A 25,453-nucleotide genomic window follows, 5' to 3' on the forward strand; every position below is an offset into this window, starting at 1 on the left:
CGGAAAGCGACCTCGCAATTATGTTCCATTCTTCGAAACACGGACAAACTAGTCTCTGACCATTTCGATTGTCAACACGTATAGATAAAAATGAAGGAGAAAATATATGGCCGACGTCAAAGTTCTAGTCATTACTGGCTATGGAACCAACTGTGAACAGGAATCAGCATACGCTGCAAAAAAAGCAGGTGCGGATCAAGTTGATATTACTTTTTTCTCTGACCTAGCCGCAGGCAAAACTAGTCTCGAAGGATACAATTACTTAATCTTTCCAGGCGGTTTCCTAGATGGTGACGATCTCGGAGCAGCTCAGGCAGCAGCCCTTCGTTGGAAGCATGCACAGACAGCAGACGGTCATCCATTGGTTGATCAGATCAAAAAATTCTTTGAAGATGGCGGAATTATTCTCGGCATCTGCAACGGATTTCAGCTTCTTGTTAAACTTGGATTACTTCCAGCCGTCGGCGGAGAATACTTCACACGTCAGGTTTCTCTTAGCCACAACGATTCCGCAAAATACGAAGATCGTTGGGTTCATCTTAAAGCTAATCCAAATTCTCCATGTGTTTTCACCAAAGAAATCACCACCCTCAACGTGCCAATTCGTCACGGTGAAGGAAAAATCATTCCCGCTGATGATGCAATGCTAGAAAAGATTGTCGAAAACAACCTGATCGCACTCCAGTACGTGGATGAAAAAACTCAGGAAGTAACTCTCGAGTACCCAGCCAACCCGAATGGTTCACCACTCGGCATCGCCGGACTCACAGACCCTACAGGGCGCATCCTTGGCCTTATGCCGCACCCTGAAGCGTTCAACCACGTCACCAATCATCCTAAGTGGACGCGCGGCGACGTGCCTACTCTCGGGCTTGCACTGCTTGAAGGTGGCGTGAAATACCTTAAGTCTGTTTAAATAATTTATGTTCAGAAAAATGGAGGGGGAATTTATATTCTCCCTCCTCTTTTATTTTTATGACGAATCCTGACGAAATAATCATTCGCGGCAAACCTCCTGTCGAGCCTCCGCAAGGTCAAACTTGGCGAGCCATGATGGATGTTGCCATGCGGCAAGGATTCGAAGCGCGCAGTAATGATGAAGTACCAATCGGCGCAGCACTATTTTCGGCTGATGGCGAATTACTTGGCACAGGAAGCAACAGTCCTGTGAATGATCAAGACCCCACCGCCCACGCAGAAATTAAATGCCTGCGCTCGGCCTGCAAGAATCTGGACAACTACAGACTACCACACGGCACAATCTTAGCCGTAACCCTCGAGCCATGCATAATGTGCCTCGGTGCAATAATTCACGCGCGCGTAGCAGGGATAGTTTTCGGAGCTGCAGACACTAAAGCGGGCGCAGTTGTTTCGAACCTAGAAGGAACGGAACTCCCCTTCGTTAATCACAAATTTTGGGCATTAGGCGGAGTACGCGCCGATGAGTGCAGGACTATGCTGCAAAGTTTTTTTATGCAGAGACGAAAGTAAAATTTGCTTGCGTGCCGGATAAAGAATGGATATGACTACCACTTCCCCAAGGCTGGAAGTCCTTTTTCAGCCATTACATATATTAGGAAAGGTAGCGAAGTCCGGCCGTAACGCGCTCGACTCGAAATCGAGTTAGGTGTCAAAGCCTACGTGGGTTCGAATCCCACCCTTTCCGCCAGTTTTTATAAGGGCTTAGGTGTTAAAACCTAAGCCCTTATCTTTTGGAAAAACACTTATATACGTGATTTAATAGGTGATTAATAAAAAAAAGCACCTATTTCCACCCTATATTATTCTTCTATTTCATTATTTTTATATTTGCACTTTACGATTAATGACATTATTATGAACCATTATGACTACAAACGATAACAGGATTATTCGAGGTGATATCATGGGAACATTAAGCACAAGTTTTCGCACTAGCCCAGAAACTCTTTCTTCTTTGGATATTATAGCCAAAGACCTTGGCAGAAGCCGTAATTGGGTGCTCAATAAAGCCGTTCAGGACTTCCTTGAACATCAGGCATGGTTCAAGCAACAAGTTCAGGAAGGAATTAAAGCTGCGGATAATGGAGAATTTGCTACAGAAGAAGAAATGACAAAACTTTTCAGCAAATTCGGGGCTTAGCATGCCCAAGTGGACTAAGCCTGCCCAACAAGATTTAATATCTCAGCTTGAATATATTCAACAAGAAAATCCCGACATTATAAGCCGCATTGCGGCACAAATTAAAAAAGCGACAAGTGCGCTAGACAGTTTTCCGCAACTTGGCCGCGATGGATCTGTAGAAGGTACAAAAGAACTAATTATCCCGAATCTTCCATTCATATGCGTATACCGCTGGCATAATGATCAAGTTGAAATTTTGCGTTTTTTACATGATCGGATGCGGTGGCCTCTGTAGATAGTGAAGAGTTTAAGCAACTCACTCGACTCGAAATCGAGTTAAGGGTCAAACTTACACCTAAATTCCCACCCACAAAAAAAAGCCTGAACGCCCAAAAAGACGCTCAGGCTCTGCTAAAATCATATACCTCCCTCAAATTGTCGACCTGCCTTAACTCTATCCCTCGGAGAAACTGACAACCTAACTATTAGGCTGACATATTCAAGATATCACTACCTCGTAACTGATCTTACTTCCTATCCCAAACAATAAAGCGCACTTGCCATATACTGACAAGTGCGCCCATTTCATTCTCTACAAATACTTTTTTGATTTCTATAGCTATTAATAGATTAGCGAACCAAAACCTCTACCCGTCTGTTCTTGGGCTGACTATGTCCATCCGGTGTTGGTATAAGTGGATTTTCCTCGCCATGAGAAACAGTCTGGATTTGATCGTCAGGAATACCCTGTTTCATTAGCATCTTGCTTATTTTCTGTGCGCGCCTAAGCGATAGGCCGTAGTTGTAAGTATTATCGCCTACAGCATCAGTATGGCCGATAACGGACACATCTGTGGAAGAGCGATCTTTGTAGGCTTCAAGTATTGCTGGTAGCAGTTTTTTAGATTTGGGCTTCATCTTGGTTGAATCGTGATAGAAATAGAGCAAAAATCTTTCTGTGCGTTTGGGCTGAGCAGCCAAAGCTCCCGAAAAAGTTTTTTCAATCTCACTTTCAGACATAACGTACGACTGCGGTTTAGTGCCGACAGCTTGATGCGGTTCATCAAGCACCACAGTCTCACCATCATGCATAGTAACAGTAACTGCTCCGACATGACCATCGAGGTCGGGCAAAAGCACTACAGTCTGTCCGCAACCAGCCAAGAACAAAGTACATATAATAAGTAGTAATATTTTTTTCATAATTTCACCTAATCAACCTTAACTAGAAATCTGGTGCCACGAATACCGATAGTAGCAAGAGGAGTTTCAACACTCATTCTCTCCGGAGCAATCTTTGACATCTGCCCGGTTATGAACTGAGCGGTTCCTTTACCGACATTTGCCAAAAACGCCATAGCATCATCTGCGGGATTAAAGACAAACTCATCAATACGGACTTCGGTTTTAGGCCCTAAAGAAAGAATAGTGTCATCACGAAAAATAACTCCGATCGAAGAAGAAGACGCAGTAACAAGTGTATCTCCTTGATACAAATGATCCCCAACTGAGGCCGAAGTTCGCGCCTTGTCACGAATAAGGTACGCATCACCGGAAACTGTTTTTACTGACCCAATAAAATCTACTTGAGAGGCGGTAGGAGCAGTCGCAACGGCTCCCGCACTAGCGACAACAGCAAGAACCATCATTATAAGCATTGCTAATAATACACGTCGAAAAATCCTGATTAATCTCATACGATCTCCTTTTCACTTTAATCACAAAAATGATAATTTACTGTTACATAGTAGAATATCTAAGTAAACAATATAAACTTTCGCATTTATAACATAACTATATCTAGGCTGTAATCGCATGAAAAGTTGCAACACTTAGCAACTAAGTATAATTGAGATTCTCATAAACCACAGTTCAGCCAATACATCAAAAAAAGGAGCTATATAATGTCACCAACTAAAGTAGCCGTTATTACGGCAGGCGGAAGCGGAATGGGCGCTGGAGCAGCTAGAAAGTTAGCGTCAGAAGGATATCAAGTAGCGATTCTTTCTTCATCTGGTAAGGGAGAAGCTCTGGCGAAAGAGCTTGGCGGGCTCGGTTTCACAGGATCTAACAGATCTCCTGAAGATATTTCAAACTTTATCAATGCTGTTATGGAAAAATATGGCCGAATTGACGTAGCCGTGAACAGTGCTGGACATGGCCCTAAAGGTGATATTCTCGAAATGAAAGATGAAGACTGGATTGCCGGTATGGAAGTATACCTGCTTAACGTCATTCGCGTAGTCAGGCTCGTTACTCCGATCATGCTTGAACAGGGTTCAGGCTCAATAGTTAATGTTTCTACATACGCTTGCTTCGAGCCGGAAGCACTATTCCCGACCTCAGGAGTATTTCGCTCAGGACTGGCCGCATTCAGCAAGCTTTTCGCAGACCAGTACGCAGCGAAGGGAATCCGGATTAACAACATCCTTCCCGGGTTTATCGATAGCCTTCCCGAAACAGATGAACGCCGTAATCGCATCCCTATGGGCCGCTATGGCAAAGTTGAAGAAATCGCTGAAGCTATTGCCTTCCTCGCATCTGAAAAATCCAGCTACATAACAGGGCAGAACCTGCGCGTAGATGGCGGAATTACTCGCTCAGTTTAAAGAAGCCCAAGCGCAGTGCATTTAAAAATCTATTTCTCATAATAAAACGAGGCCGGATTAAGATCCGACCTCGTTTTTTATGTAAAAGATATTAACGACACAGTAATTCTCTTTTAATATGCCAAAGATAATAGTATGAAAAGAGATCAAAAACACGGAGGAAGTTATGAGTATTACTAAAGACGAGGTTCGAAATCTGTTCAGCCATCTTGAAACCGGAGATGCAGACTCCTTTTTCAATCACGTAAGCCCTGATGTTGACTGGACTGTTATGGGAACCCACCCACTTGCAGGTCGTTACACCAGCCTTGAGATTTTTCGTCAAAAAACATTTAACCGTTTGGCCCCATGTTTAACAGCTCCCATCAGGCTTTCTCTGAAAACTGTTTTCATTGACGGGAACACAGCTATTGTTGAATTGATAGCAACATCTCAAGCCTTGCAAGGCTGGGATTTCGACAACAAATACTGCTGGATTATCGAGTTCGAAGAAAAAACAATAATTCGCGTACGGGCATATCTCGACTCAAACATGGTCGACCGCTTAATTGCAGAAGGCGAGGCGGCCAGTGAGTATTACTATAGAGGCTAGAGCCTTGCTTTCAGGAAAGCGATCAATTCGAGAAGTGGCATTGGCTTACCAAATAGATATCCCTGCCCCTTTGCACAGCCGAACTTGCGAAGCATTTCTGCCTGCTCTTCTGTCTCTACACCCTCAGCAACGACATCAAGTCCTAGATTGTGGCTCATATTAACCACAGTCTGAACAATCTGTGCGTCATCCTTATCATGCGTAATATCCATTACAAAAGAACGATCAACTTTTAAAGTCGTGAGCGGGAAAGTTTTGAGATACGCAAGAGAGGAATACCCTGTTCCAAAGTCATCAATGGACAGTGAAAAACCCATTGCTGTAATATTATTCAAAGTATCCACAGTCTTATCAATGTCGTTCATAAGCACGGATTCTGTTATTTCAAATTCCAGCATATTTGGATCGGCATTACAGGAATTGACGACTTCTTTTACGGTCTGCAAAAGATTTTCCTCTTGAAACTGCCTTGCAGATAGATTGATAGAAATCATCAAATCATGTCCGCCCTTATTTCTTATTTCATGCTGATCCATGCAGGAGTGTTCCATGACAGTGCGCCCTATGGGAACAATTAGTCCTGTTTCCTCGGCAAGTGGAATAAATTCCAAAGGCGATATAACCTCACCATCTTGGCGAATCCAACGAACCAAAGCTTCAAGCCCTATGACATGACCTGAATTAAGATCAACCTTAGGCTGATAATATACAACAAATTCTTGCTTCTGCACGGCTGTACGAAGAGCATTCTCCAACTGAAGGCGACGTTCCACACGGTCATGCATTTCCTGGCGGAACATGTGATATCCGTTCTTCCCTTCGCCCTTTGCCTGATACATCGCCATATCTGCGTTTTTAATCAGTGTTCCGGGATCGTCTCCGTCGTCAGGAAAGACAGTAATACCGAGACTGGTTGTAACATGAAGTTCATTTCCATCGATTTCAAACGGAGCAGAAAAAGCCATTAGAAGGCGTTTGGCCTGATTAATCAAATGGCGCTCATCTGTAACATCTTCAACCATAATGACAAACTCATCTCCACCAAGTCTTGCAATGGTATCCTGTTCGCGAAACACATTAGAAATTCTAGTGGTGGTACGCTGTAAAAGGCGATCCCCTAAAGCGTGCCCAAGTGAATCATTAATCGTTTTAAAATTATCCAGATCTATAAAAAAGAGTGCAATGCGTGTCTCGAGACGTTTAGCATGCGCAATGGCAATCGTAATACGATCGAGCAAAAGGGCACGATTAGGCAAGCCTGTTAAAGCATCATGATGAGCCTGAAACTGAAGTTGTTCCTCTTTGCTCTTCATCTCGGTTATATCATGGAACACAGCTACATAATGAGTAGGCTCACCGGAAGAATTGCGGATAGCACTAATGCTGAGCATTTCAGGGTAGGATTCACCATTTTTGCGCCTATTCCAGATTTCGCCAACCCAATGTCCGTCAAGTGCAAGCTTTGACCACATCTGATCATAAAAAGACTTATCATGCTTATCGGACTTTAAGACACTAGGATTCTTGCCGATAACTTCATCAACTTCATAACCAGTAATGGTCGTAAATCCGGGATTAGCAGCGACGATGTTACCCTTAATATCTGTTATTGAAATACCCTCTAGAGCATTATTAAACACTTCTTCAAAAAGGCGACGTTGATATTCTGATTCCTGGCGTATTCCGACTTCAACATTGAGATTTTTCTCGACAGTGTCCAAATGATCCATAAAAGCATTAAATTTGCGGGACAAAATACCAATCTCATCTGGAGCACTGTTCTCAGAACGGATTGCCATATCCCCTTCTGCAGCCTTGGAAAAAAGTCCCACAAGCCTTTCTACCGGACGTGTAATACTTAATCCGAGCACAGCACTTAAGGGTAAAGCAACAAGCAGAGACAAAAACACTGAGATAAGTACTAAATAAATAATATTATCTAGTGGCTCATAGATTTCATCTGCATAGACAGAAGCGGCTACAATCCAGTCCATCTCAGGAAAATATTTAAAAACGGCTATTTTGTCACGAACCACATCACTGTCAAGATCCTTCCATTCATAATATAATTGCCCACTCTTCTGCTCATAAATATCCCGCATAAAAGAGTAGCCAAGAACATCTGCGTAATTACTGAAATTACCTTCAACCCATGGATGAAGAATGGTTTGACCATTTTTACCTACAATAAAAATGTAACCACTTTCTCCGAGCTTGATCTCCGCAATTTGAGAACGAAAGTCGTCAACATCAATAAGAGAATCAAATTCTTCACGATAAGACGAGGCAGATATAATCCAATCCCACGGCTTAAAGTAGGTCATATAAAGAGCTTTAGGCCTGGTTTTAGATTCACCGGGATTCGCCCATTCGTATTCTAAATAGCCTGTCTTTTTAGCAATCTGTCTACGGACAATATCCCTGCTTGTCAGGTCTTGAAGCTTCAAAGCTTCACTGGGATGCACCTCAACACGTCCGTTGCTATTGAGGCAATAGACATACCCAGTGCGGCCAATTGGCTGGCTGGATAAAAGTTTTTCCGCGGTTTCTTTAGCATCTTTCTCAGTTATCTCACCACGCTCATATTGATTATATAAAGATGTAACAATATCATGGTTTTTCTCAGCAACAGCACGCAAATAATTGCGAACTGAAACATCAACAGCAACCTTGATCATGTTGATCGTCGTCGTTGTCGTATTAGCCAGTTCTTCCTCAATGTTATCCTGAATAACACTGCGCACTAAAGGGTATATGGTCGACCCGCAGAGTATCAGAGAAAACACGAGCAACATACTGAACACAATAATCAGACGTGCTTTGATTCTAAAACGGGAAAGAAAATTATAAAATTTCATAAGTTCACTATTATTTGAGATATTTAAAAACATCTATAATCATATATTGGAATCAGTAAGATACATCAACAACGAATAAACCTGTAGTTATTTATACACCACAAACATATAATAAACAGACAGCAATGTAACTAGGCAAAAGATAATAACACAAAAATAACACTATGATAAAGTTTCATTAACTATTCTAACAACAATCCTTGACACCTATAGCTGTCAGGCATATTTTTTTGCCCCGCAAGACCTGCGTACACTTGAAAATATCAGCTTAAACGCTCCACCTCGAGCCTGACTCAATTTAGTCTAACTTTGGAATAATACTCATGCCCAATTTACTGTTATTGGCACTCCTCGCCACATTCCCTGCAATGTCTACAGACATGTATTTGCCAGCAATTCCAACGCTCCAAAAGATCTGGGGGATTAGCTTGGTAGAGGCGAACGTATCATTAGTAGCCTTTTTTCTGAGTTTTAGTGGATTCTTACTAATCCATGGTCCACTTTCCGATAGGGTCGGGCGTAAGCCTGTTCTGTTGGGAGGAATTACCATTTTCATAATTGGCTGCCTGCTCTGCTCCACAGCCCAATCAATTACATGGCTTGTTGCAGCACGAATTATCCAGGCGGCAGGTGCGGCTGCGGCCTTCACCCTATCACTGGCACTATCCAAAGATCTTTACGAAGGACCGGAAAGACAAAAAATTCTGGCTTGGGTAGGTGTTATTTTAGCTCTTTCTCCAATGCTAGCACCTACTCTAGGAAGCTGGCTGCTTCTGGTCGCATCATGGCGTTGGATTTTTGTGTGTCAGGCTATTCTGGCTGTGATTTCGTTATACGGATCTTTCAAGCTTGAGGAGCCCCTCAAAGTTAAAACTCGTGGAGGAGTTTTTGCCGTTGCCTCGCGTTATTTAATCTTACTCAAAAACACACGATATCTAGTATACACGCTGTCTTTTTCACTGATGACACTTGGACACTTTGCCTTTATCGGAGGCTCACCTGATATTTTCATCACGGGATATGGAGTTTCGGCTCAAGCATTCGGATACTACTTCGGGCTAAATGCTTTGGGATTAATGCTTGGCTCTTTCACATGCTCTAGATTTTGTGGAGGCTTGAAACCACTCCAAATACTGACCATTTCATTATCAGGGATGCTTGTAGCTGCCACATTTTTAACCATCGAAGGCGGCTCTTCACCCATCTGGTTTGTAGGACCAATGCTAGTGATGTCTTACCTTCTTGGGCTGAGTCGTCCAATCAGCAACAACATGATCTTGGAAGAAGTGGATCAAGACGTAGGCACAGCATCATCATTTCTGACATTCACCATTTTCATAATAGGTGCAGTGTCGATGCAATTCATAGCATTCGACTGGTCAAATAAACCTGCTATGATAGGGAAACTAGCACTCATAGGTGTCTCAATACCCTTAATAACAATGTGGGCAATGAATGTCATTACCCGTAGAAGAGTATTAAAAAGCAATAAATAATACAACGCGAATGAACACTATATCCCCTCGGATAAACGTGGAGACTAGCGCAAGACAAGGTTTCTAATGAGTTTTGTGTAATCCTAGAACCGCTGCTTAAGTAAGCTCGAGATCTAGCGTAGAGGACATATTTATCATTGCAAAAAGAAAGATAGCATCCTGCCTGTTTGTTAGTCTGCGGCAAAACACTAAAAAGAATTGGTGAAAAAACTGTGGTAGAAAAACGGGGAAAGGCTTAATTCGTGAGAATTTGACATGAAATAGAAATAAGGAAGGGAGTGGTCTAGGCGACTGCTCCTTTTTTTATGAGGAATATCGAGCTGCTTGTTTTACTGTCAGTTAAATCGGTTCATCCGGTTCAGAGTTAATCAATGAACCGGATGAACCCGCTTCTAACTTCTGACCAGACATTTAGTCCGCCACCGAGCCATCGTCTACGATATCAACAGCTTCGCCCTTTTCAGCTTGGCTTGCTTGTTTCTTCGCTAACTGGCGTTGTTTCTTTTCTTCTTTCTTTTTCGCCTTCGCTAAATCCTTCTGACGTTTTTCAAACTTATAATTGCGATTAGGTGGCAATGAACTCTCCCAGTAAAACATTTTGGTCTATAGACCGAAAACGCCCGCCTCCCATAAAGAGAGACGGGCGCTGTACCAACTAGTGTTTAACTAAAAACTACCAGCGTGGACGCTCTTCACGTGGCTTAGCTTCGTTAACCTTAAGGTTACGTCCGCCGAAATCTTTTCCGTCCATGTTCGCGATAACTTCGAGAGCACCGGAATCGTCCATTTCAACAAAGCCAAATCCGCGAGGACGGCCAGTTTCACGATCTTCGATAAGATTGATAGAAATTACTTCACCGTAAGCTTCGAAAGCGGAACGGATTTCATCTTCAGTAGCAGACCAAGGCAAGTTTCCAACATAAAGTTTTTTAGACATTATATATTCTCCTAAAAAATTGTTTGAGAGCTGACACTTTCGCACCAACAAAAAAAAAGAGCAGTGTACAAGATGCACATTGCTCCTCGATATACCTGTTTTATAAGCTAGCTTTGGTCACATTCGGACCACGCCTCCACGGGCGTTGCTTGCGTCTAGAAATCTTAAATCCACCAATGCGGAACAAATGTCAAGACATTTAGTTTTTATTTATGATTTTTCTACTTATAATCTCTTTTAGTTTTTAGAATTCAATTTAATTTTTGCGCGAAACAACAACGTGATAACAATGTTACATTCGCTATAAAACCTAACTAAACCTTGATCTGACGCGGGAATAGGAATAGGACTTTAAAAAAACAAGGGGATACAAAATGCCAATATTGACCTGGAAAAACGATTACTCTGTTGGAGTAAAAAAAATAGACGACGAACATAAAACTCTTATTGATATGATCAACAAAGCTTATGATTCTGTTGAAGCAATGAAAGAAGAAGAAATACTAGCTGAATTAGTCGATGAAATGCGTAATTATGCCATGACCCATTTCGCGACAGAGGAAATGTACATGAAACATCATAAATACCCTCACGCAGAAACACACAGAAAGCAGCATAATGAGTTCATGATTCATGTAGCTTCTACCGACAACCTGTTATCCTCGGACAAAAACGAAATAGATCCTATAAAGGTCTTTAAGTATCTTGCAGACTGGCTGCGAAACCACATACTTATTACTGATAAGAAGTTTGGCGCGTTTTTAAATGAAAAGGGACTAGAGTAGATTTCATGGTAAAATTTTCAGAGAATATTCTTCTCGCCCCTGAGAGTGAGCAAGTTTGTTACTGCTTAAACATCACAAAAGGACAGATTCAGCATGCTATAGCTGGTGGAGCTGACACCTTAGCTAAAATTAAGGGCGCCACAGGGGCCTGCTTAGCTGCCAGATGCAAAGAAATGAATCCACGCGGACGGTGATGCTCAATAGAGATAAATGAGCTCCTAGGTGAGGAGACTACTTCCCTGCACGAATTATAAACAAAGAAAGGCGCGATCATAATGACCGCGCCTTTCTCAAATCTATTTTAAATAAACTTTATCTTCCGTTCTTCCAAGTTTCCCACTCTTTCTTGCTAAGCTTGCCATCTTTATTCAAATCAGCTTCACGCATAATACGTTCTGCATTCAAAGGATATACATTCACGATTTCGGAACGAATTATTGTTTTGTTTCCATCTTTATCTATATCAACAAATCCTCTGGTGAAGCGAACTCTTTCCAATTGGTAATGCATGGCTTTAGCCTTTCTACCGCTTTCCAGATAATAAAGAGACATAGTCTGCTTGCCGGTAATTGTTCCCTGAGTATACCCTTCTTCGCCTTCAGCGAAATAAAGTTTAACTCCATCCTCATCAATAACCCCACAGAAAGGTTCGGTTAGCGCGTTATCTTTCTTATCTGCAAACCAGATTTTGTAACCGGAAAAAACAGCATCTTCCTGTTTATTAATAACAAAGACAGCTTTGTTATCGCTTACATCTCCGTCTTTAGTGATCATTTTTACGATTCCGCCCCATGTTCCGCGGACTTCAGGATAATCAGCAGCAAACGCATAAGAACTAAAAGCCATTAAAACTAGAGCTACAAGGCTGCAACAAATCAATTTTTTCATAATGTGAAAACTCCATAAAAAGTTAAATATTCAGCAGATACTTAAACTTATTCTGCAAATACAACGCTCAGTCAAGTACTTATAGATTTTTACCCCATAAAAAAAGCGGCATCTCTAAAGAGAGGCCGCTTAAAAAAGTACTTACAGTTCGAAATTAAAGGTGCGAAACTACTTTACCTAAAAAGTCCTTCAACCTCGGATTTTTGGGATTGGAAAAAAAGTCGTCAGGAGTCCCTTCTTCCTGAATTACGCCTTCATCAATAAATATAACCCTGTCAGCCACTTCTTTTGCAAAACCCATCTCATGAGTCACTACAACCATTGTCATGCCCTCCTTAGCGAGTTTTTGCATAACATCAAGAACCTCACCTACTAACTCAGGATCAAGAGCGGATGTAGGCTCATCAAAAAGAATAACTTTAGGTTGCAGCGCAAGGGAGCGAGCAATTGCAACACGCTGTTTCTGTCCACCGGAAAGTTGATCTGGATAATTTTCAGCTTTATCTTTTAAGCCTACCTTATCGAGAAGTTTGAACCCAAGTTCATCAGCATCAACCTTGTTCATATTGCGAACTTTAAGAGGACCTAATGTAACATTCTCCAAAATAGACATATGCGGAAAAAGATTAAACTGCTGAAAAACCATACCGGCCTCAGCTCTAACTTCATTAATATTGGTCTGCTTATCCATAATGTCATGGCCGTCTACAGCAATAGAACCCGAGCTAGGCACCTCAAGCTTGTTTATGCATCTCAGCACAGTCGACTTACCAGAACCGGAAGGCCCGATAATACAAACGACTTCACCGGATTTTACATGAAGATCAATTCCCTTAATAACTTGTAGATCGTCGAAATTTTTATGTAAATTTTTAATATTAATCACAACATTATCTCCGGGAGGTGTTCAGCTTTTTCTCAAGCATTTTCATACCTTGAGCGATTGAAAGAGTCATAACAAGATATACACAGGCAACGGCAAGATAGACTTCAAAAGCCCTGAAATTAACAGAAGTAATTTCCTGACCAGTTCGCATGAGTTCGCCAACACCAATAACCATTAATAATGAAGTATCCTTCAAGCTGATTATAAACTGATTACCCAGGGGTGGAATCATGCGTTTCAAAGCTTGAGGCCAAACAACGTAGAGCATTGTCTGAGTTCGGGTAAGCCCGATTGAACGCCCTGCTTCAACCTGACCGGGATTAATCGACTGCACGGCACCACGTACGATTTCAGCAATATATGCACCTGAATTAACAGCAATAATTACAATACCGGCGGTAATAGGTGATATCCTAACCCCGATTGCCATAGGCACACCGTAATACAGAAACATAGCTTGAACCAGCATAGGAGTTCCACGAATTGCTTCAACATAAACTCCGGCAAGCTTTCTTACAACCAAAGACCGGGCTAGTTTCATTAAGCCAGCTAAGCTTCCAAGGATAAACCCGAAAAAGAGCCCACCAACGGCTATCTGAACTGTAAGTTTCAAGCCACGCATAAGCATAGGGAAAGTGTCCCAAAATACTGAAGTTTCAAATACGAATGCCATTACTTCCTCTGTCTTTTAAAAGAATAAGAGGCGGCAAAAGCCGCCCCTGAATTACAATGAAACCGAATAATTTATTTAGGTTCTGATCCGAACCACTTAATGTAGAGTGTACGGTATTCACCGCTATCGCGAAGGCTTTTCAGAGCAGTGTTAACCTTAGCAACAAGTTTGCTTCCTTTAGGAAATGCGATTCCGTAAGACTGTCCCTGATATAAAGGACCTACAACTTTAACCTGTCCTTTAGATGCTTTGCGGGCAAAGTCACCAATAACAGGGGAATCAAACATTACAGCATCAGCACCGCCAGCCATGAGTTCCATGAACATAGCGTCACTGTTAGGGAAAAGCTTAACTTCTTTAGCTCCGCAATTTGCTTTTACAAAGTCAGCAGAAGTTGTTCCAAGTTTAGTTGCAACAATTTTGCCTTTAAGATCTTTAATATCTTTAATGGAGTTTTCATCGTTTTTAACAAGAATGAGCAGACCAGCATTATAGTAAGGATCAGAGAAATCTACAACTTTGGAACGTTCAGGCTTAATTGTAATACCTGCGATACCAACATCAACCTGATCCGACTGAAGGCCAGGAATAATTCCGTTGAAATCCATAGGCTGCAAAGTATATTCTGCACCAATCTTCTTAGCAATAGCATCCCACAATTCTACATCAAAACCAGTATGCGTTCCAGTTTCAGGGTCTTTGAATTCGAAAGGGGGAAAGCTAGTATCACAAGCAACTATAAGTTTATCAGCAAAAGCTGATCCTACCATAGCTAAGGTAAGCACAGCAGCAATGATAAGTGACAATAATTTCTTCATGCAACCTCCAAAAATGGCGCAAATTAATAAATGGACCTTCATTCTACAATTACGAAGGCAATCAGCACAACTCGCATATTTTCAACAAATAATACGTAATCGTTATTTTATAGCACTTTTAATTCAAGATTTCAAGATTTCAGAATATTACGCCAAAATATGAATTTGACAAAAGAATCATTTTTGTCGTGAAAATATGTCTTCAAATCAATTCTAAATTTGCAAATTCCTACTATATATAATAGGAACCGACTTAAATAAGTTCTTTTGCTTCATTTAAGCAGCAAAAGACAGACAATGTGAGTAATTGAATCCTTCTTTAGTGCACTATTTAAGACAATATCAAAAGAAAATGACATTAATGTAGATTTCACACTTTAGTTTACAGCCATTTTCAACGTTTTTGTTAAATTCATCTTACTGAGTTACTCCTAATTAGCACCAAGACACTGTTTTTAAAGAATATAATTACTTCGGCACACTCTCTGCTATATTCTAAACAAATTTTTGCTAATTAAGTTTCCATTCTCTGTGCAACCAGAGATTAATTTTAAATAAGATCAAGGAGCTTTTTCAAAATGAGTTCAAACCAAACTCGCCAGAGCGCAATTTCAGCTGTAACTAATTATACCCCACCAGCCACTCCTCTTAACTTTGCAGAGCAGAAGCCAACAGACCTATTCGGCTGCAATGTTTTTAACGACGTAGTTATGCAGGAAAGACTTCCTAAAGACGTATATAAATCACTCAAAAAAACCATCGACGAAGGACAGAAAGTTGATCCTTCAATAGCTGATACAGTTGCAAATGCGATGAAAGAATGGGCTCTTGAAAAAGGTGCAACTCACTACACACATGTATTTTACCCACTCACCGGGCTGACTGCAGAAAAACATGACGGTTTCCTAACACCTGATGGAAAAGGAAGTGCTATTGCTGAATTCGAAGGCAAGCTTCTCATTCAGGGTGAGCCAGATGCATCCAGCTTCCCTAACGGCGGACTACGCACAACTTTCGAAGCGCGCGGATACACAGCATGGGATGTAACAAGCCCAGCTTACATTCTTGAAAATCCTAATGGAACTTTCCTCTGTATCCCGACTGCATTCATCTCATGGACAGGCGAAGCTCTTGATAAAAAGACTCCTCTCCTTAGATCTAATCAGGTTGTAAACGTTCAGGCTCAGAGAATTTTGAAAATTTTCGGTGATGATTCAGGAAACCGTGTTGTATCAAACGCAGGACCTGAGCAGGAATATTTCCTCATCGACAGAAACTTCTACTTTGCTCGTCCAGATCTCCAGCTTGCAGGAAGAACACTCTTCGGCTCAAAACCTGCTAAAGGTCAGGAACTAGACGATCATTACTTCGGTGCAATTCCACGCCGCGTTCTATCCTTCATGATGGATGCAGAAAACGAACTGTACAAACTCGGAGTACCAGTAAAAACTCGTCATAACGAAGTTGCTCCTGGACAGTTCGAACTTGCTCCTCTTTACGAGCACGCAAACCTAGCAACTGACCATAACCAGATGATCATGACTACTCTGAAGAGTACTGCTAAAAAACATGGTATGGCTTGCCTGCTTCACGAAAAACCATTTGCTGGAATTAACGGTTCCGGTAAACACCTTAACTTTTCATTAGGTTGTGCTGGTCACGGTAGCCTCTTTGATCCAGGCAAAAACCCACACAAAAATGCTCAGTTCCTGATCTTCTGTGCTGCTATCATCCGTTCAGTACACCTACACAGCAAACTTCTGCGCGCAGTTGTTGCTTCTGTAAGTAATGACCATCGTTTGGGTGCTAACGAAGCTCCTCCAGCGATCATGTCTATCTTCATGGGATCACACCTCACAGAAATATTCCAGAAAATAAAAGAAGGTAATTCCCCTACTCCTACGAGTTCCGGATTCCTTAAAGTTGGCGTTGACACATTGCCTCCGCTTCCTAGAGACGCAGGCGACCGTAACCGCACCAGCCCATTCGCTTTCACAGGCAACCGCTTCGAATTCAGAGCTGTTGGTTCTAATGCATCTATCGCAGGACCTCAGGTTGCAATCAACACAATGCTTGCTGAATCTCTCGACTTCATCGCAACTGAACTCGAATCAGTAACCAAAGGTGACCAATCCAAACTCAACGAAGCTGTTCAGAAAGTTATCAAAGACATCATGGACAAACATGATTCTATCCTCTTTGATGGCGACGGTTACTCTGATGAGTGGCATAAAGAAGCAACAGAAGAACGTGGCCTTCCAAACCTTCCAACATCAGCAGAAGCAATTCCAGCTTTAACTGACCCTGCAGTCATTGAACTTTTCACTAAGTACAATGTATTCTCCAAGGAAGAGCTAGAAAGCCGCGAAGAAATCTACCTTGAGCAATACAATCAGGCTGTTGTAACTGAAGCTGCTCTTGTTGTTAAACTTGCTAAGACTCTCATCTTCCCTAGTGGAGTTCGCTACCAGAAAGAACTTGCTGACACATGTGCAAGCATGAAAGCAATCGGCGTTCCATTCACTACTGACGTACTTGAAGACGTAACTGAAAACCTGAGAAAAATGCAGGCTGCAATAGTTGCTCTTGAGAAAGTCATGGAAGAAAACACAGCAGAAGATCAGGGTAAAGAAGCAACTTACCTATGCTACACAGCATTGCCAGCAATGCTTGAAGTACGTAAATATGCTGATTACCTCGAAGACGTAGTAGCTGATGACCTATGGACACTTCCTAGCTACTCTGAAATGCTCTTCATCAAATAATTTACGCCCCTCATTCCACAAACTAGAAAGCCCTGCTCTAATAAAGCAGGGCTTTCTGTATTTTAAGCTACTTCTGAGAATAACCACAACCGTTGATGGATCTATCAACCCTACCCACGCAGCAAAACAATTTCACTCATACTGCGACCAAATAAATCATTTCATATTTTGTATGACAGAAGCGATCTTAACTGATTTTTCTCCAAAATCATTCTCGAGCCGCTCCAGATCTCGTTCAATTATTTTCGAGACTGCGGATTTTGAATACTTCGATTCAAGTTTAAGTATGTTTCCTTCTCCGCTACCTCTTGAGCTAGAATTCTTGAAAGCTGCCGCACCTGTTTTACGCTTATGTAAAACCTGTAAGCTACCCTGATAAACAGCCGTTTTACCCGCAACTGCTAACATAAAATCATGGTCCACATCATCATACTGCGTGGGAGAATATCTAAGATCGAAATCTCCAATCTCCGCAAGAACCGATCTTTTAAATAGATGAAAACATCCTGTAACGGAGACGCACGGCCTGCAATAGTCATACTGTCCATAATCAAGATCTTGATTATATGGATCAAGATATGAAAATTCAAACTCACGCGTTTTATCTTTAAAGCCCTTTTCTGTTTCGCGCAGATGCAAATCGGCGTGCTGAATAATTTCTTTTTGGCCGTCATTAACAACCTTGCAGCCCCATACACCAGCATCAGGATAATTCGCAACAGCATAACTAAAGTAGGTCTGCCAATCTTCAGGGATTACAGCATCATCATCTAAATAGGCAATATACTCGAAGCTCTTCATTTCATCTAAATTTTTCAGCCAGTTTCTAGCTGCCGGAGCACCAATGTTCACGGGCAAATCAATTGCAGTAAAACGTGAACCAAGTTTATCATGCCATGATTTTAACACTTGAGAAGTATCGTCAGAGCTTCCATTATTGAGAGCAAAGATATGGACATTATCAAGAGGAGAGGCGGCGATTGACGCAATTGATCTATTAACGTCGTCGGATTTGCCATAAGTATAAAGGCACACAGCAACAGTGCCGCTTAGCACATCACTGCCGGAGCTGTGCAGTACTTTATCATGCACATTAAGCCACGTGTTAACCTGCCACGGACGTGCTCGCATGCGGTCCCGCCACAAAATAAGAGCCTCTTCCCTGCGCCCCATACGATCAAGAGCTTCCGCAAGTCGCAAAAGACTGTCACCGAGAATTAAGGTATTACCCGAGACATCGGCATAAGTATCCTCTGCACGTTGATAATCTCCAGTACAAAAAGCAATATCACCACAATATTTATTTTGAATGATCTTCATAGCAGAAGGCCAACCTCTGGAAATCGCTTCCTGAGCTATGTCATATCGTCCTGTAAAAAAAGCAAGGTCAAGAAAATGGGACAACCAGAAAACATTTTCAGGCTCCCGTACTGTTTTCTGCCCCAGATAATCAAGAAGCTTTTCCTTATCATCAAGAGCTATTATGCGTTTCAAATAGCTTATGTTCTCAGGAACAATATTATTTGATGAAACAAAAGACATAGTGTCTACCAACTGATCAGGCAAAAATTTAAGTTTCTGATTAATGGACAGAAGATTGGTTGCAAGCTGTCCATCCAGAGGACTAGATTCCCACGCTGCGAGAAGAATATCTATACCTAGATCTATAAGTGACCCGTTAGCTTTTCCTGTTTCAGCAAGACTTAAAACCCTGCTGGCAGTATCCATCAAGTGAGGCTTTCCATGGCCAGACACTAGCAACCTATAACGAGTTGCGGTATCAAGAAAATCCCAAAAACTACCTGTCATACTGACTCCTTACCCAAAGGTCTTCCGCATTTTATCTAAAAGTTCCATCAGCCTGTGTTCATATGTATGTTCAGCTAAAATTCTTTTCCTAGCCGCACCGCTTACCTTCTTTCTCATCTGTGTATCTTTAAGGCATCTTTCCATGATATCTGGAATATCTTCAACACAACTGTAAGATATAATTTCACGCTCAGGCTCAAAAAGATCATCCATCTGTTCGCGATGGTCTGTAAGAACGAACCCGCCACACGATGGAACATCAAAAATTCGCTGGTTAACCGCACCTTTCATCTGGCGACTGGTGCAATTAAAACTGACATCAGACATCGCATAAAAGATGGGTAAATCGGCATAATAGTCCAGCGATGCAAGATAGTTCCAGCCCCCCTTCTCCAAAAGGCTATGCCACCCGCTATCCCCGACAATAAGCGGAGAATACTTGATAATAGCATGAATGCACGACAACCGATACTGACGAGTTGCTTCCCAAGTAATCAAAGCCTCGTAAGACAATTTCTGCTCGTCAGTTGCAAAATTTTCCATCTTTTCCAGAATATCGGGATGGCTGTTCTTCAGAAATTTTTCCACTGAGATATCATTCGCTGCACCGAACTCGGAAGCAAGCCCTGTGTACCCAGCTTGCATATCTGAAGGAAGACGAGCTTCCTTAAAAGCCTTCGAAACAGCCTCAACCATAGAGTTTCCGACAAAGGACACTTTGGATCGCCACTTCTCATTTGAACCAAGCCCCGTCTTAAACCTATGAGGGTCAGTTGCAAGCGGCAAATAAAACACATTATCAAAGCCCTTCTCACGCATGATCGACAAGTTTCCAGCATCATAAGTAAAAATAGAAGTAAGCTCAGCTGAAATATTTTCGTACCGGTAAAGAATGAGCTGCGGATTATCTACAAACCATGAGGCGAGCGGCAACTTTATCTTTAACAAAAGGTCTGTAAGCTTACCTTCTCTGTCCACACCAAAATGATTAACCGTAAGAGCAAAATCAGGCTTGAAATCCACAACGGCTTTCAATAAATCTTCAACAAAACCGTCACGAACAGTACCCCCCATGCCAATTTCAACACTACGGTAAGATACACCGAGACGCTCAAGTGCAGCTGTTATTTCTCCCGTCAAAAAATAAGGGCGGTTAAAAAAAAGAACTCGGGGTTTTGCATTATTAAATTTAGGGTAATCAACCTGCTCCCAGAAGTCAGGAACCGGGTCAGCGCTTTGCATAGCCTCAACATTGGCCGCAATCATTTTATACCAATCAGGATCAAGGCGCATGTACAATGGTATTTTTATTATCTCAAACGAAGCTCCACCATTGCAACTCTGCCACGCTTTAAGCTCGGAAAGAACATCAGCGGGTTCACCATCAAGCCATAAAACCTGAGGATGATCTTTAAAACTATCCGCTCCTGTCAGGGCCGAAATATCAGGTTCATTATCTACAACGGCAACAGGTCCACGCTCGAGAAGCTTCGCAATACAGATTCCTAACCCAGCACCAAACAGCACAGGAAGCACTAATGGGTCACTCTCTACCAGACAATTCGGAATGAGCGAAAGTTCCCGTTCAGTACCCTTGCGCCCCCAGAGATGCCAAACCTTCCCTTCGGTCAGAATTCGTACGTCCGTGAGCACCTTTGCGTCGGAGACTGGTTCCACTGTATATGATCGTTTTGTCATAATGATTCATTAAGTCATTTCAGTTAGGTGTGACAATGGCTGAATTACATTTTTCCAATTTGCGGTCATTTCATGCACGAAATACAACTTGCCATTAACAAGAATATCACTATCGTACTTTACCAGTTTACTTAAATACAAGCAGCACGGATAAACAAATGACCAATACACAGAACATCACAATTTCGACAAACAGCAATAAGCAGAATATAGATATGGATAGTTGGGAAAGGCGCGAGCATTTCAACTTTTTTCAATCATTAAAATCCTGCCAGTACGCTGTTACAGTACAACAAGACATCAGCAAATTTTGTGCTTACAGACGAAAGATAAATTCAAATGATAAGATCATTCGCTTTTCTGATGCTCTATACTTTTTTGCGACAAAAGCAGCTAACGCCATACCAGAATTCAGAACTAGAATGGTAGACGGAAAACCAGTCATCTTTGACAAGGTCCACCCTGCCTTCACTTACATTCCCAAAGGCAAAAATCTACACGCAAACTGCCTAGCTGAATATTCTGAAAATTACATAGAGCAAGCAAAAAATATCGAAATTTCCAGAGCAAATGCCGACAAAAACCCATCGTTAACTCCGAAAGGCGGAGATAAGCAAAACCTGCTCTACTTCAGCATCGCTGCGGGAATATCATTCACTGCAGCCACCAACCCATGGGGTGACTGCAACGTAGACTCTGTGCCAAGAATATTGTTTGGACAAACAACAAAAACTGTCGAGGGAAAAGAAACTATTCCCATCTCAATAGAGCTACTTCATAGCCTAGCAGACGGAAAACACATCGCCGACTTCTTAAAATTGTTCAACGCTATGTGCATAGACCCCGAACAATATCTAAATATTTAATATAAACGCCCCCCATCCCAAACTACTAAAAAGTTTTGGGAGTCTCGACCCCTTTTCCCAAAAGGGTTCGAGCCGCCGGAGGCATCCCCCAAATATTATCTTTTCGGTACCGGGGTACCATTTTCTTTCATATCTTTAATCAGTAGCTCACGCATACGTATTGCAACGGGACCGGGCCTTACATCGTGAATCGGCTTCTCATTAAACCGAACAACACCGACAGCATCAATCGTCGTTCCACAAACTATGACTTCTTTTGCCATAAGAATTTCATCTTCAGATATTGCACAATAATCTACTGGAACTTCATCAGCTATAAGCGTGATTGCGCGCAGAAGTGTAGTTCCGGCAAGAGCATTGGTGAACTCGGGAATTAAAAGAGTTCCATTACTGTCAACTATACACACATTTTCTGTGGCACCTTCAGCCAAAAAGCTCATTCCATCGAAGCAAAAAGGTAAATCGAAACCTTTCTCTATCGCTTCGCGTTTCATCAAAACATTGGGCAAATAATCAATAGATTTAATCGTAGCCAAGTAAGGCTGCTTTGCTGGAATTGAGGTTTTAAAAGCTGTAATGCCTTTTTTATACCACTCATCCGATTTGGTACTAAGTTTTGTAACGACTATATATAATGAAGGAACTGGACATTCGTAAGGGCTGATACCAAAGCCACCGCCACCGCGTCCCAAAAAGACTCGGACCACACCAGAATCACATCCAGATGCTCCGCATACATCTAAAATAATATCTGAAAGTTCATCCCACGAACATGGTGGCTCAAGGAAAATTGTAGCCGACGACCTTTTCATTCTGCGTAAATGCGGCTCAAGCTGATATAACTTTCCATCCACAAACTTCATAGCTTCAAAAACACCATCTCCGCGATGAACAAGATGATCGTCCCAAGGCATAAGCATCAGTTTGGGATCAGTACAAATAAGTCCGATCCTATGCTCGTAAAAAGCGCAAATAGAATCTGTCCCTGCCCGCATGGATGAAAGCATTGCATCAATATACTCTTCGCTATTAACTTTTTTAATCAACGTAAGCTCCGTAAATATTATTTGTATCCCCTCAAAAGTGTTTATTAACTTACAGAACAATGGAGCATCTCGGCAAGGGATTAGGGCATAAAAAAAAGGCCGTCCTTCGATTTTTCGAAGAACGGCCTAACTTGAACTAGTAAAAGCTGATTTATACTACGCGAACAAGGTCGCGTGCAATGAGAGTCTCAGCAATCTGCACGGTGTTAAGAGCTGCACCTTTGCGGATGTTATCAGCAACAACCCAAAGATTAAGGCCATTATCGATGCTTTCGTCTTCGCGAATTCTACCAACGAACACGTCATCTGCGCCTGCACAGTCGATAGCCATCGGGTAGTGACTCTTCTCAGGGTAATCAATAATGGTGATACCCGGAGAATTTGCAAGAAGATTTCTACAATCTTTAGCGGATAGCTTTTCTTCTGTTTCAATGTTTACAGCCTCGGAATGACAGAAGAAAACGGGTACGCGTACTGTTGTACAAGTAAGCTTGATGGAATCATCACCCATGATCTTTTTAGTTTCATTCACCATCTTCATCTCTTCCTTGGTGTAATCATTATCAAGGAAAACATCGATTTGCGGTAGGCAGTTGAAAGCAATCTGGTGCGGGTAAACATCAGACACAATTTCTTTACCGTTAAAGAGCCTGCTAACTTGAGTTTCAAGTTCCGCAATAGCTTTCTGACCTGAGCCGGAGACAGCCTGATATGTAGAAACAACCAAGCGCTTGATTGTAGCTTTATCATGAATAGGCTTTAGCGCTACAACCAACTGAATTGTGGAACAGTTAGGGTTAGCAATAATACCGGGATGCCAGTCGAGATCTTCAGGGTTAACTTCAGGCACAACGAGTGGAATCTTTGGATCCATTCTCCACGCACTGGAGTTATCTACAACAACACATCCGGCCTTAGCAGCGAGAGGTGCAAATTTTTCTGAAGTTCCGCCACCAGCAGAAAATAGCGCTAGATCGAATCCTTCAAAAGAATCTTCTTTAAGCTCAACAACGGTTAATTCTCCTCCCATGTATGAAACTTTCGTTCCTGCTGAACGGGAAGAAGAAAAAGGAACAACTTCAGATGCGGGAAATTGTCTCTGCTCAAGAACTTTAAGCATTTCACGACCAACCGCCCCTGTAGCGCCAACCACTGCAACTCTAGGATTTTTAGTACCCATCTGTGTTTCCTCCGTATTTTTGATCTGAACCTCAAAGAGTTATCAGATTTAATTTTTAATATTAACGATCAAATAATGATCTGGTCCTAACAAATATCCGAAAAGTCAGGGAAACCTTACTACTTCTATCTATTATAATTTCAAGGCCTGCCCAATTTCAAGGCATGCTTTGGCTCTATTCAAAGTATATAAATGGACACCGGGAGCTCCTCCGTCAAGAAGTCCTTGGGCCTGCTTTGTAGCATAATCTATTCCAAGACGGTAAACAGCGTCATCTCCGCCCTCAGCATGCGCTTTTTCAAGAGCACTAAGAAACTTTCCTGGAATAGCAGCACCGCAAAGTGAAAGAATAAATTTGGCAGACTTAAGGCTCATAATAGGGAGTACGCCTGGAACTATAGGAACATTAATTCCCATTTCAGTAAGTCTGTTACAGAAGTCAAAATACATTCTGTTATCAAAAAACAACTGTGTAAGGATGAACTGTCCGCCCTCATCAACCTTATATTTCATCCACTCGAAATCTTCTTTAATTGAAGGAGATTCAAGGTGCGCTTCAGGATAGCCGGCAACGCCGATTCCCATACCCGCATGATTATCTTTTACATAAGTAACGAGATCAGAACCATGCTTAAATTCTTGATCACTAAAATCAAAACCTTCAACATTGGCTGGAGCATCCCCGCGCAGAGCAAGAATATTTTCAACACCTGCTTCACGCAGCGAATTAATGAATTCGCTTATATTTTCTGGACTTGCACCAACACACGTCAAATGAGCTAAAGGCTCAATACCTGCATTCTGCTTCATCTGTTTAACTATTTCAAGAGAGTTGTCTTGCGTTCCGCCTCCAGCTCCGTATGTAACGGAAGCAAAAAGGGGATTCAGCACTTTCAATTTCTCTACTACTTCAAAAAATTTAGGCCAAGATTCTTTATCTTTAGGCGGAAAAAATTCTAAGGAAATAAACGGTTTATTTTTTTCAATCAAATCAACTATTTTCATGCAGTCTCCTTGGCGAGGCAACGGCGGACAAGCCCCTTTCCCTTTCTTTCAATAGTTCAAGTATCTCATAATTAACAGGTAAAAATTTTACATCAACTACATTATCAAGTTCAAACCAGTCAAACTTTTGTTTTTCCATAGATGTAACTTTTCCTGAAAAATCCCATATATCAAAGAAATTTAATTTAACCGTGTATTCTGGATATTCGACAATCTTATCCATCCAAAAATCATACTTAAGAGGCGTAATACCAAGCTCTTCCTGCAATTCACGAACAAGCGCATCAGCTAAGGACTCACCCTGCTCCACTTTGCCACCGGGAAACTCCCACCAGCCCGCATAATCTTTGCCGATTGGACGCTCAGCAGATAGAAAAAGACCATCTCTCCAGATAATCCCTGCGACAACGGATATAGGAGCGCGCTCACCCATGAAAG

At 41.9% G+C, this 25,453-nt stretch carries 26 protein-coding genes and 1 tRNA gene; 12 read left to right on the top strand and 15 right to left on the bottom strand.

The annotated features are described in order from the left end of the window. The first annotated feature begins 106 nt into the window (after window positions 1-106). The 5 genes from BR06_RS0100100 to BR06_RS0100120 all read left to right on the top strand — a co-directional run bounded on the left by BR06_RS0100100 (window position 107) and on the right by BR06_RS0100120 (window position 2,399). Window positions 107-916, top strand: coding sequence for a phosphoribosylformylglycinamidine synthase subunit PurQ (locus tag BR06_RS0100100; RefSeq protein ID WP_031478908.1), 810 nt, complete (start codon window positions 107-109; stop codon window positions 914-916). 59 nt (window positions 917-975) lie between these two features. Beyond that, a complete protein-coding gene (locus BR06_RS0100105) occupies window positions 976-1,491 on the top strand; it encodes a nucleoside deaminase (protein WP_084153987.1) in 516 nt (171 codons plus the stop codon). Window positions 1,492-1,576: 85 nt separating this feature from the next. Further along, window positions 1,577-1,669 (top strand) — tRNA-Ser (locus BR06_RS0100110). A 216-nt stretch (window positions 1,670-1,885) separates the two neighbouring features. Further along, window positions 1,886-2,122, top strand: coding sequence for a CopG family ribbon-helix-helix protein (locus BR06_RS0100115; protein ID WP_031478912.1), 237 nt, complete (start codon window positions 1,886-1,888; stop codon window positions 2,120-2,122). Window position 2,123: 1 nt separating this feature from the next. After that, window positions 2,124-2,399 (top strand): type II toxin-antitoxin system RelE/ParE family toxin, encoded by a 276-nt coding sequence (locus tag BR06_RS0100120; protein WP_031478914.1) that lies wholly within the window; start codon window positions 2,124-2,126, stop codon window positions 2,397-2,399. 335 nt (window positions 2,400-2,734) lie between these two features. Here BR06_RS0100120 and BR06_RS0100125 read toward each other — a convergent pair whose 3' ends face one another. Further along, window positions 2,735-3,307 carry an OmpA family protein gene (locus BR06_RS0100125; RefSeq protein ID WP_051676846.1) on the bottom strand — a complete coding sequence of 191 codons (573 nt, stop codon included), beginning with the start codon at window positions 3,305-3,307 and terminating at the stop codon, window positions 2,735-2,737. A gap of 8 nt (window positions 3,308-3,315) precedes the next feature. Beyond that, window positions 3,316-3,801 (bottom strand): FecR family protein, encoded by a 486-nt coding sequence (locus tag BR06_RS0100130; RefSeq protein ID WP_051676847.1) that lies wholly within the window; start codon window positions 3,799-3,801, stop codon window positions 3,316-3,318. A gap of 207 nt (window positions 3,802-4,008) precedes the next feature. Here BR06_RS0100130 and BR06_RS0100135 point away from each other — a divergent pair, with 207 nt between their 5' ends. Together BR06_RS0100135 and BR06_RS0100140 are read left to right on the top strand one after the other, a co-directional pair. Then, on the top strand, window positions 4,009-4,713 hold the full coding sequence (locus tag BR06_RS0100135; protein WP_031478920.1) for an SDR family oxidoreductase: 705 nt from the start codon (window positions 4,009-4,011) through the stop codon (window positions 4,711-4,713). A gap of 166 nt (window positions 4,714-4,879) precedes the next feature. Next, window positions 4,880-5,305, top strand: a complete 426-nt coding sequence (locus BR06_RS0100140; RefSeq protein WP_034602695.1) for a nuclear transport factor 2 family protein — start codon at window positions 4,880-4,882, stop codon at window positions 5,303-5,305. Here the strand turns inward: BR06_RS0100140 and BR06_RS19095 are convergent. Then, entirely contained in the window at window positions 5,302-8,163 is a 2,862-nt protein-coding gene (locus BR06_RS19095; RefSeq protein ID WP_034602748.1) for a bifunctional diguanylate cyclase/phosphodiesterase, read from the bottom strand. The genes BR06_RS0100140 and BR06_RS19095 overlap by 4 nt on opposite strands. Before the next feature lie 323 nt (window positions 8,164-8,486). Between BR06_RS19095 and BR06_RS0100150 the strand changes: the two genes are divergently transcribed. Continuing rightward, window positions 8,487-9,659: a multidrug effflux MFS transporter gene (locus BR06_RS0100150; RefSeq protein WP_034602696.1), complete on the top strand. Its 1,173-nt coding sequence runs from the start codon at window positions 8,487-8,489 to the stop codon at window positions 9,657-9,659. Between the two features lie 411 nt (window positions 9,660-10,070). Here BR06_RS0100150 and BR06_RS0100155 read toward each other — a convergent pair whose 3' ends face one another. Next, window positions 10,071-10,235 (bottom strand): hypothetical protein, encoded by a 165-nt coding sequence (locus BR06_RS0100155; RefSeq protein ID WP_235727632.1) that lies wholly within the window; start codon window positions 10,233-10,235, stop codon window positions 10,071-10,073. Window positions 10,236-10,332: 97 nt separating this feature from the next. Next, window positions 10,333-10,596: an RNA recognition motif domain-containing protein gene (locus BR06_RS0100160; RefSeq protein ID WP_031478930.1), complete on the bottom strand. Its 264-nt coding sequence runs from the start codon at window positions 10,594-10,596 to the stop codon at window positions 10,333-10,335. A gap of 374 nt (window positions 10,597-10,970) precedes the next feature. Here BR06_RS0100160 and BR06_RS0100165 point away from each other — a divergent pair, with 374 nt between their 5' ends. Beyond that, the gene (locus BR06_RS0100165) at window positions 10,971-11,381 is read left to right on the top strand and encodes a bacteriohemerythrin (RefSeq protein WP_031478932.1); all 411 of its coding nucleotides are present in this window, start codon (window positions 10,971-10,973) and stop codon (window positions 11,379-11,381) included. A gap of 5 nt (window positions 11,382-11,386) precedes the next feature. Continuing rightward, window positions 11,387-11,575: a (2Fe-2S)-binding protein gene (locus BR06_RS19100; RefSeq protein ID WP_034602697.1), complete on the top strand. Its 189-nt coding sequence runs from the start codon at window positions 11,387-11,389 to the stop codon at window positions 11,573-11,575. 118 nt (window positions 11,576-11,693) lie between these two features. On the opposite strand, the gene BR06_RS0100175 is transcribed toward BR06_RS19100, so the two are convergent. From BR06_RS0100175 to glnH, 4 genes are all read right to left on the bottom strand, one after another. Then, complete coding sequence (locus BR06_RS0100175; protein WP_031478934.1) at window positions 11,694-12,269, bottom strand: EF-hand domain-containing protein; 576 nt, start codon at window positions 12,267-12,269, stop codon at window positions 11,694-11,696. A 154-nt stretch (window positions 12,270-12,423) separates the two neighbouring features. Further along, window positions 12,424-13,155 carry an amino acid ABC transporter ATP-binding protein gene (locus tag BR06_RS0100180; protein ID WP_031478936.1) on the bottom strand — a complete coding sequence of 244 codons (732 nt, stop codon included), beginning with the start codon at window positions 13,153-13,155 and terminating at the stop codon, window positions 12,424-12,426. A gap of 4 nt (window positions 13,156-13,159) precedes the next feature. Further along, a complete protein-coding gene (locus BR06_RS0100185) occupies window positions 13,160-13,828 on the bottom strand; it encodes an amino acid ABC transporter permease (RefSeq protein ID WP_031478938.1) in 669 nt (222 codons plus the stop codon). Window positions 13,829-13,899: 71 nt separating this feature from the next. Further along, the gene (gene glnH / locus BR06_RS0100190; protein ID WP_031478940.1) at window positions 13,900-14,646 is read right to left on the bottom strand and encodes a glutamine ABC transporter substrate-binding protein GlnH; all 747 of its coding nucleotides are present in this window, start codon (window positions 14,644-14,646) and stop codon (window positions 13,900-13,902) included. 578 nt (window positions 14,647-15,224) lie between these two features. Between glnH and BR06_RS0100200 the strand changes: the two genes are divergently transcribed. Then, window positions 15,225-17,411, top strand: a complete 2,187-nt coding sequence (locus tag BR06_RS0100200; protein ID WP_031478942.1) for a glutamine synthetase III family protein — start codon at window positions 15,225-15,227, stop codon at window positions 17,409-17,411. 156 nt (window positions 17,412-17,567) lie between these two features. Here the strand turns inward: BR06_RS0100200 and BR06_RS0100205 are convergent, their stop codons facing one another. Together BR06_RS0100205 and BR06_RS0100210 are read right to left on the bottom strand one after the other, a co-directional pair. Further along, window positions 17,568-19,220, bottom strand: coding sequence for a glycosyltransferase (locus tag BR06_RS0100205; RefSeq protein ID WP_031478943.1), 1,653 nt, complete (start codon window positions 19,218-19,220; stop codon window positions 17,568-17,570). 9 nt (window positions 19,221-19,229) lie between these two features. Beyond that, entirely contained in the window at window positions 19,230-20,918 is a 1,689-nt protein-coding gene (locus tag BR06_RS0100210) for a CgeB family protein (protein WP_031478945.1), read from the bottom strand. Between the two features lie 158 nt (window positions 20,919-21,076). Between BR06_RS0100210 and BR06_RS0100215 the strand changes: the two genes are divergently transcribed. Then, entirely contained in the window at window positions 21,077-21,784 is a 708-nt protein-coding gene (locus tag BR06_RS0100215; protein WP_031478947.1) for a CatA-like O-acetyltransferase, read from the top strand. A gap of 95 nt (window positions 21,785-21,879) precedes the next feature. Here the strand turns inward: BR06_RS0100215 and BR06_RS0100220 are convergent, their stop codons facing one another. The 4 genes from BR06_RS0100220 to BR06_RS0100235 all read right to left on the bottom strand — a co-directional run bounded on the left by BR06_RS0100220 (window position 21,880) and on the right by BR06_RS0100235 (window position 25,448). Further along, window positions 21,880-22,830 carry an aminotransferase class IV gene (locus BR06_RS0100220; RefSeq protein WP_031478949.1) on the bottom strand — a complete coding sequence of 317 codons (951 nt, stop codon included), beginning with the start codon at window positions 22,828-22,830 and terminating at the stop codon, window positions 21,880-21,882. A 151-nt stretch (window positions 22,831-22,981) separates the two neighbouring features. Beyond that, complete coding sequence (locus BR06_RS0100225; RefSeq protein ID WP_031478951.1) at window positions 22,982-24,010, bottom strand: aspartate-semialdehyde dehydrogenase; 1,029 nt, start codon at window positions 24,008-24,010, stop codon at window positions 22,982-22,984. A gap of 132 nt (window positions 24,011-24,142) precedes the next feature. Continuing rightward, entirely contained in the window at window positions 24,143-25,015 is an 873-nt protein-coding gene (metF, locus tag BR06_RS0100230) for a methylenetetrahydrofolate reductase [NAD(P)H] (protein WP_031478953.1), read from the bottom strand. Next, window positions 25,002-25,448: a (deoxy)nucleoside triphosphate pyrophosphohydrolase gene (locus BR06_RS0100235; protein ID WP_051676848.1), complete on the bottom strand. Its 447-nt coding sequence runs from the start codon at window positions 25,446-25,448 to the stop codon at window positions 25,002-25,004. The genes metF and BR06_RS0100235 overlap by 14 nt, the downstream gene beginning before the upstream one ends. Between the last annotated feature and the right edge of the window lie 5 nt (window positions 25,449-25,453).

The organism is Maridesulfovibrio frigidus DSM 17176, from assembly GCF_000711735.1.
In the GTDB taxonomy this organism is placed as follows: Bacteria; Desulfobacterota; Desulfovibrionia; order Desulfovibrionales; family Desulfovibrionaceae; genus Maridesulfovibrio; species Maridesulfovibrio frigidus.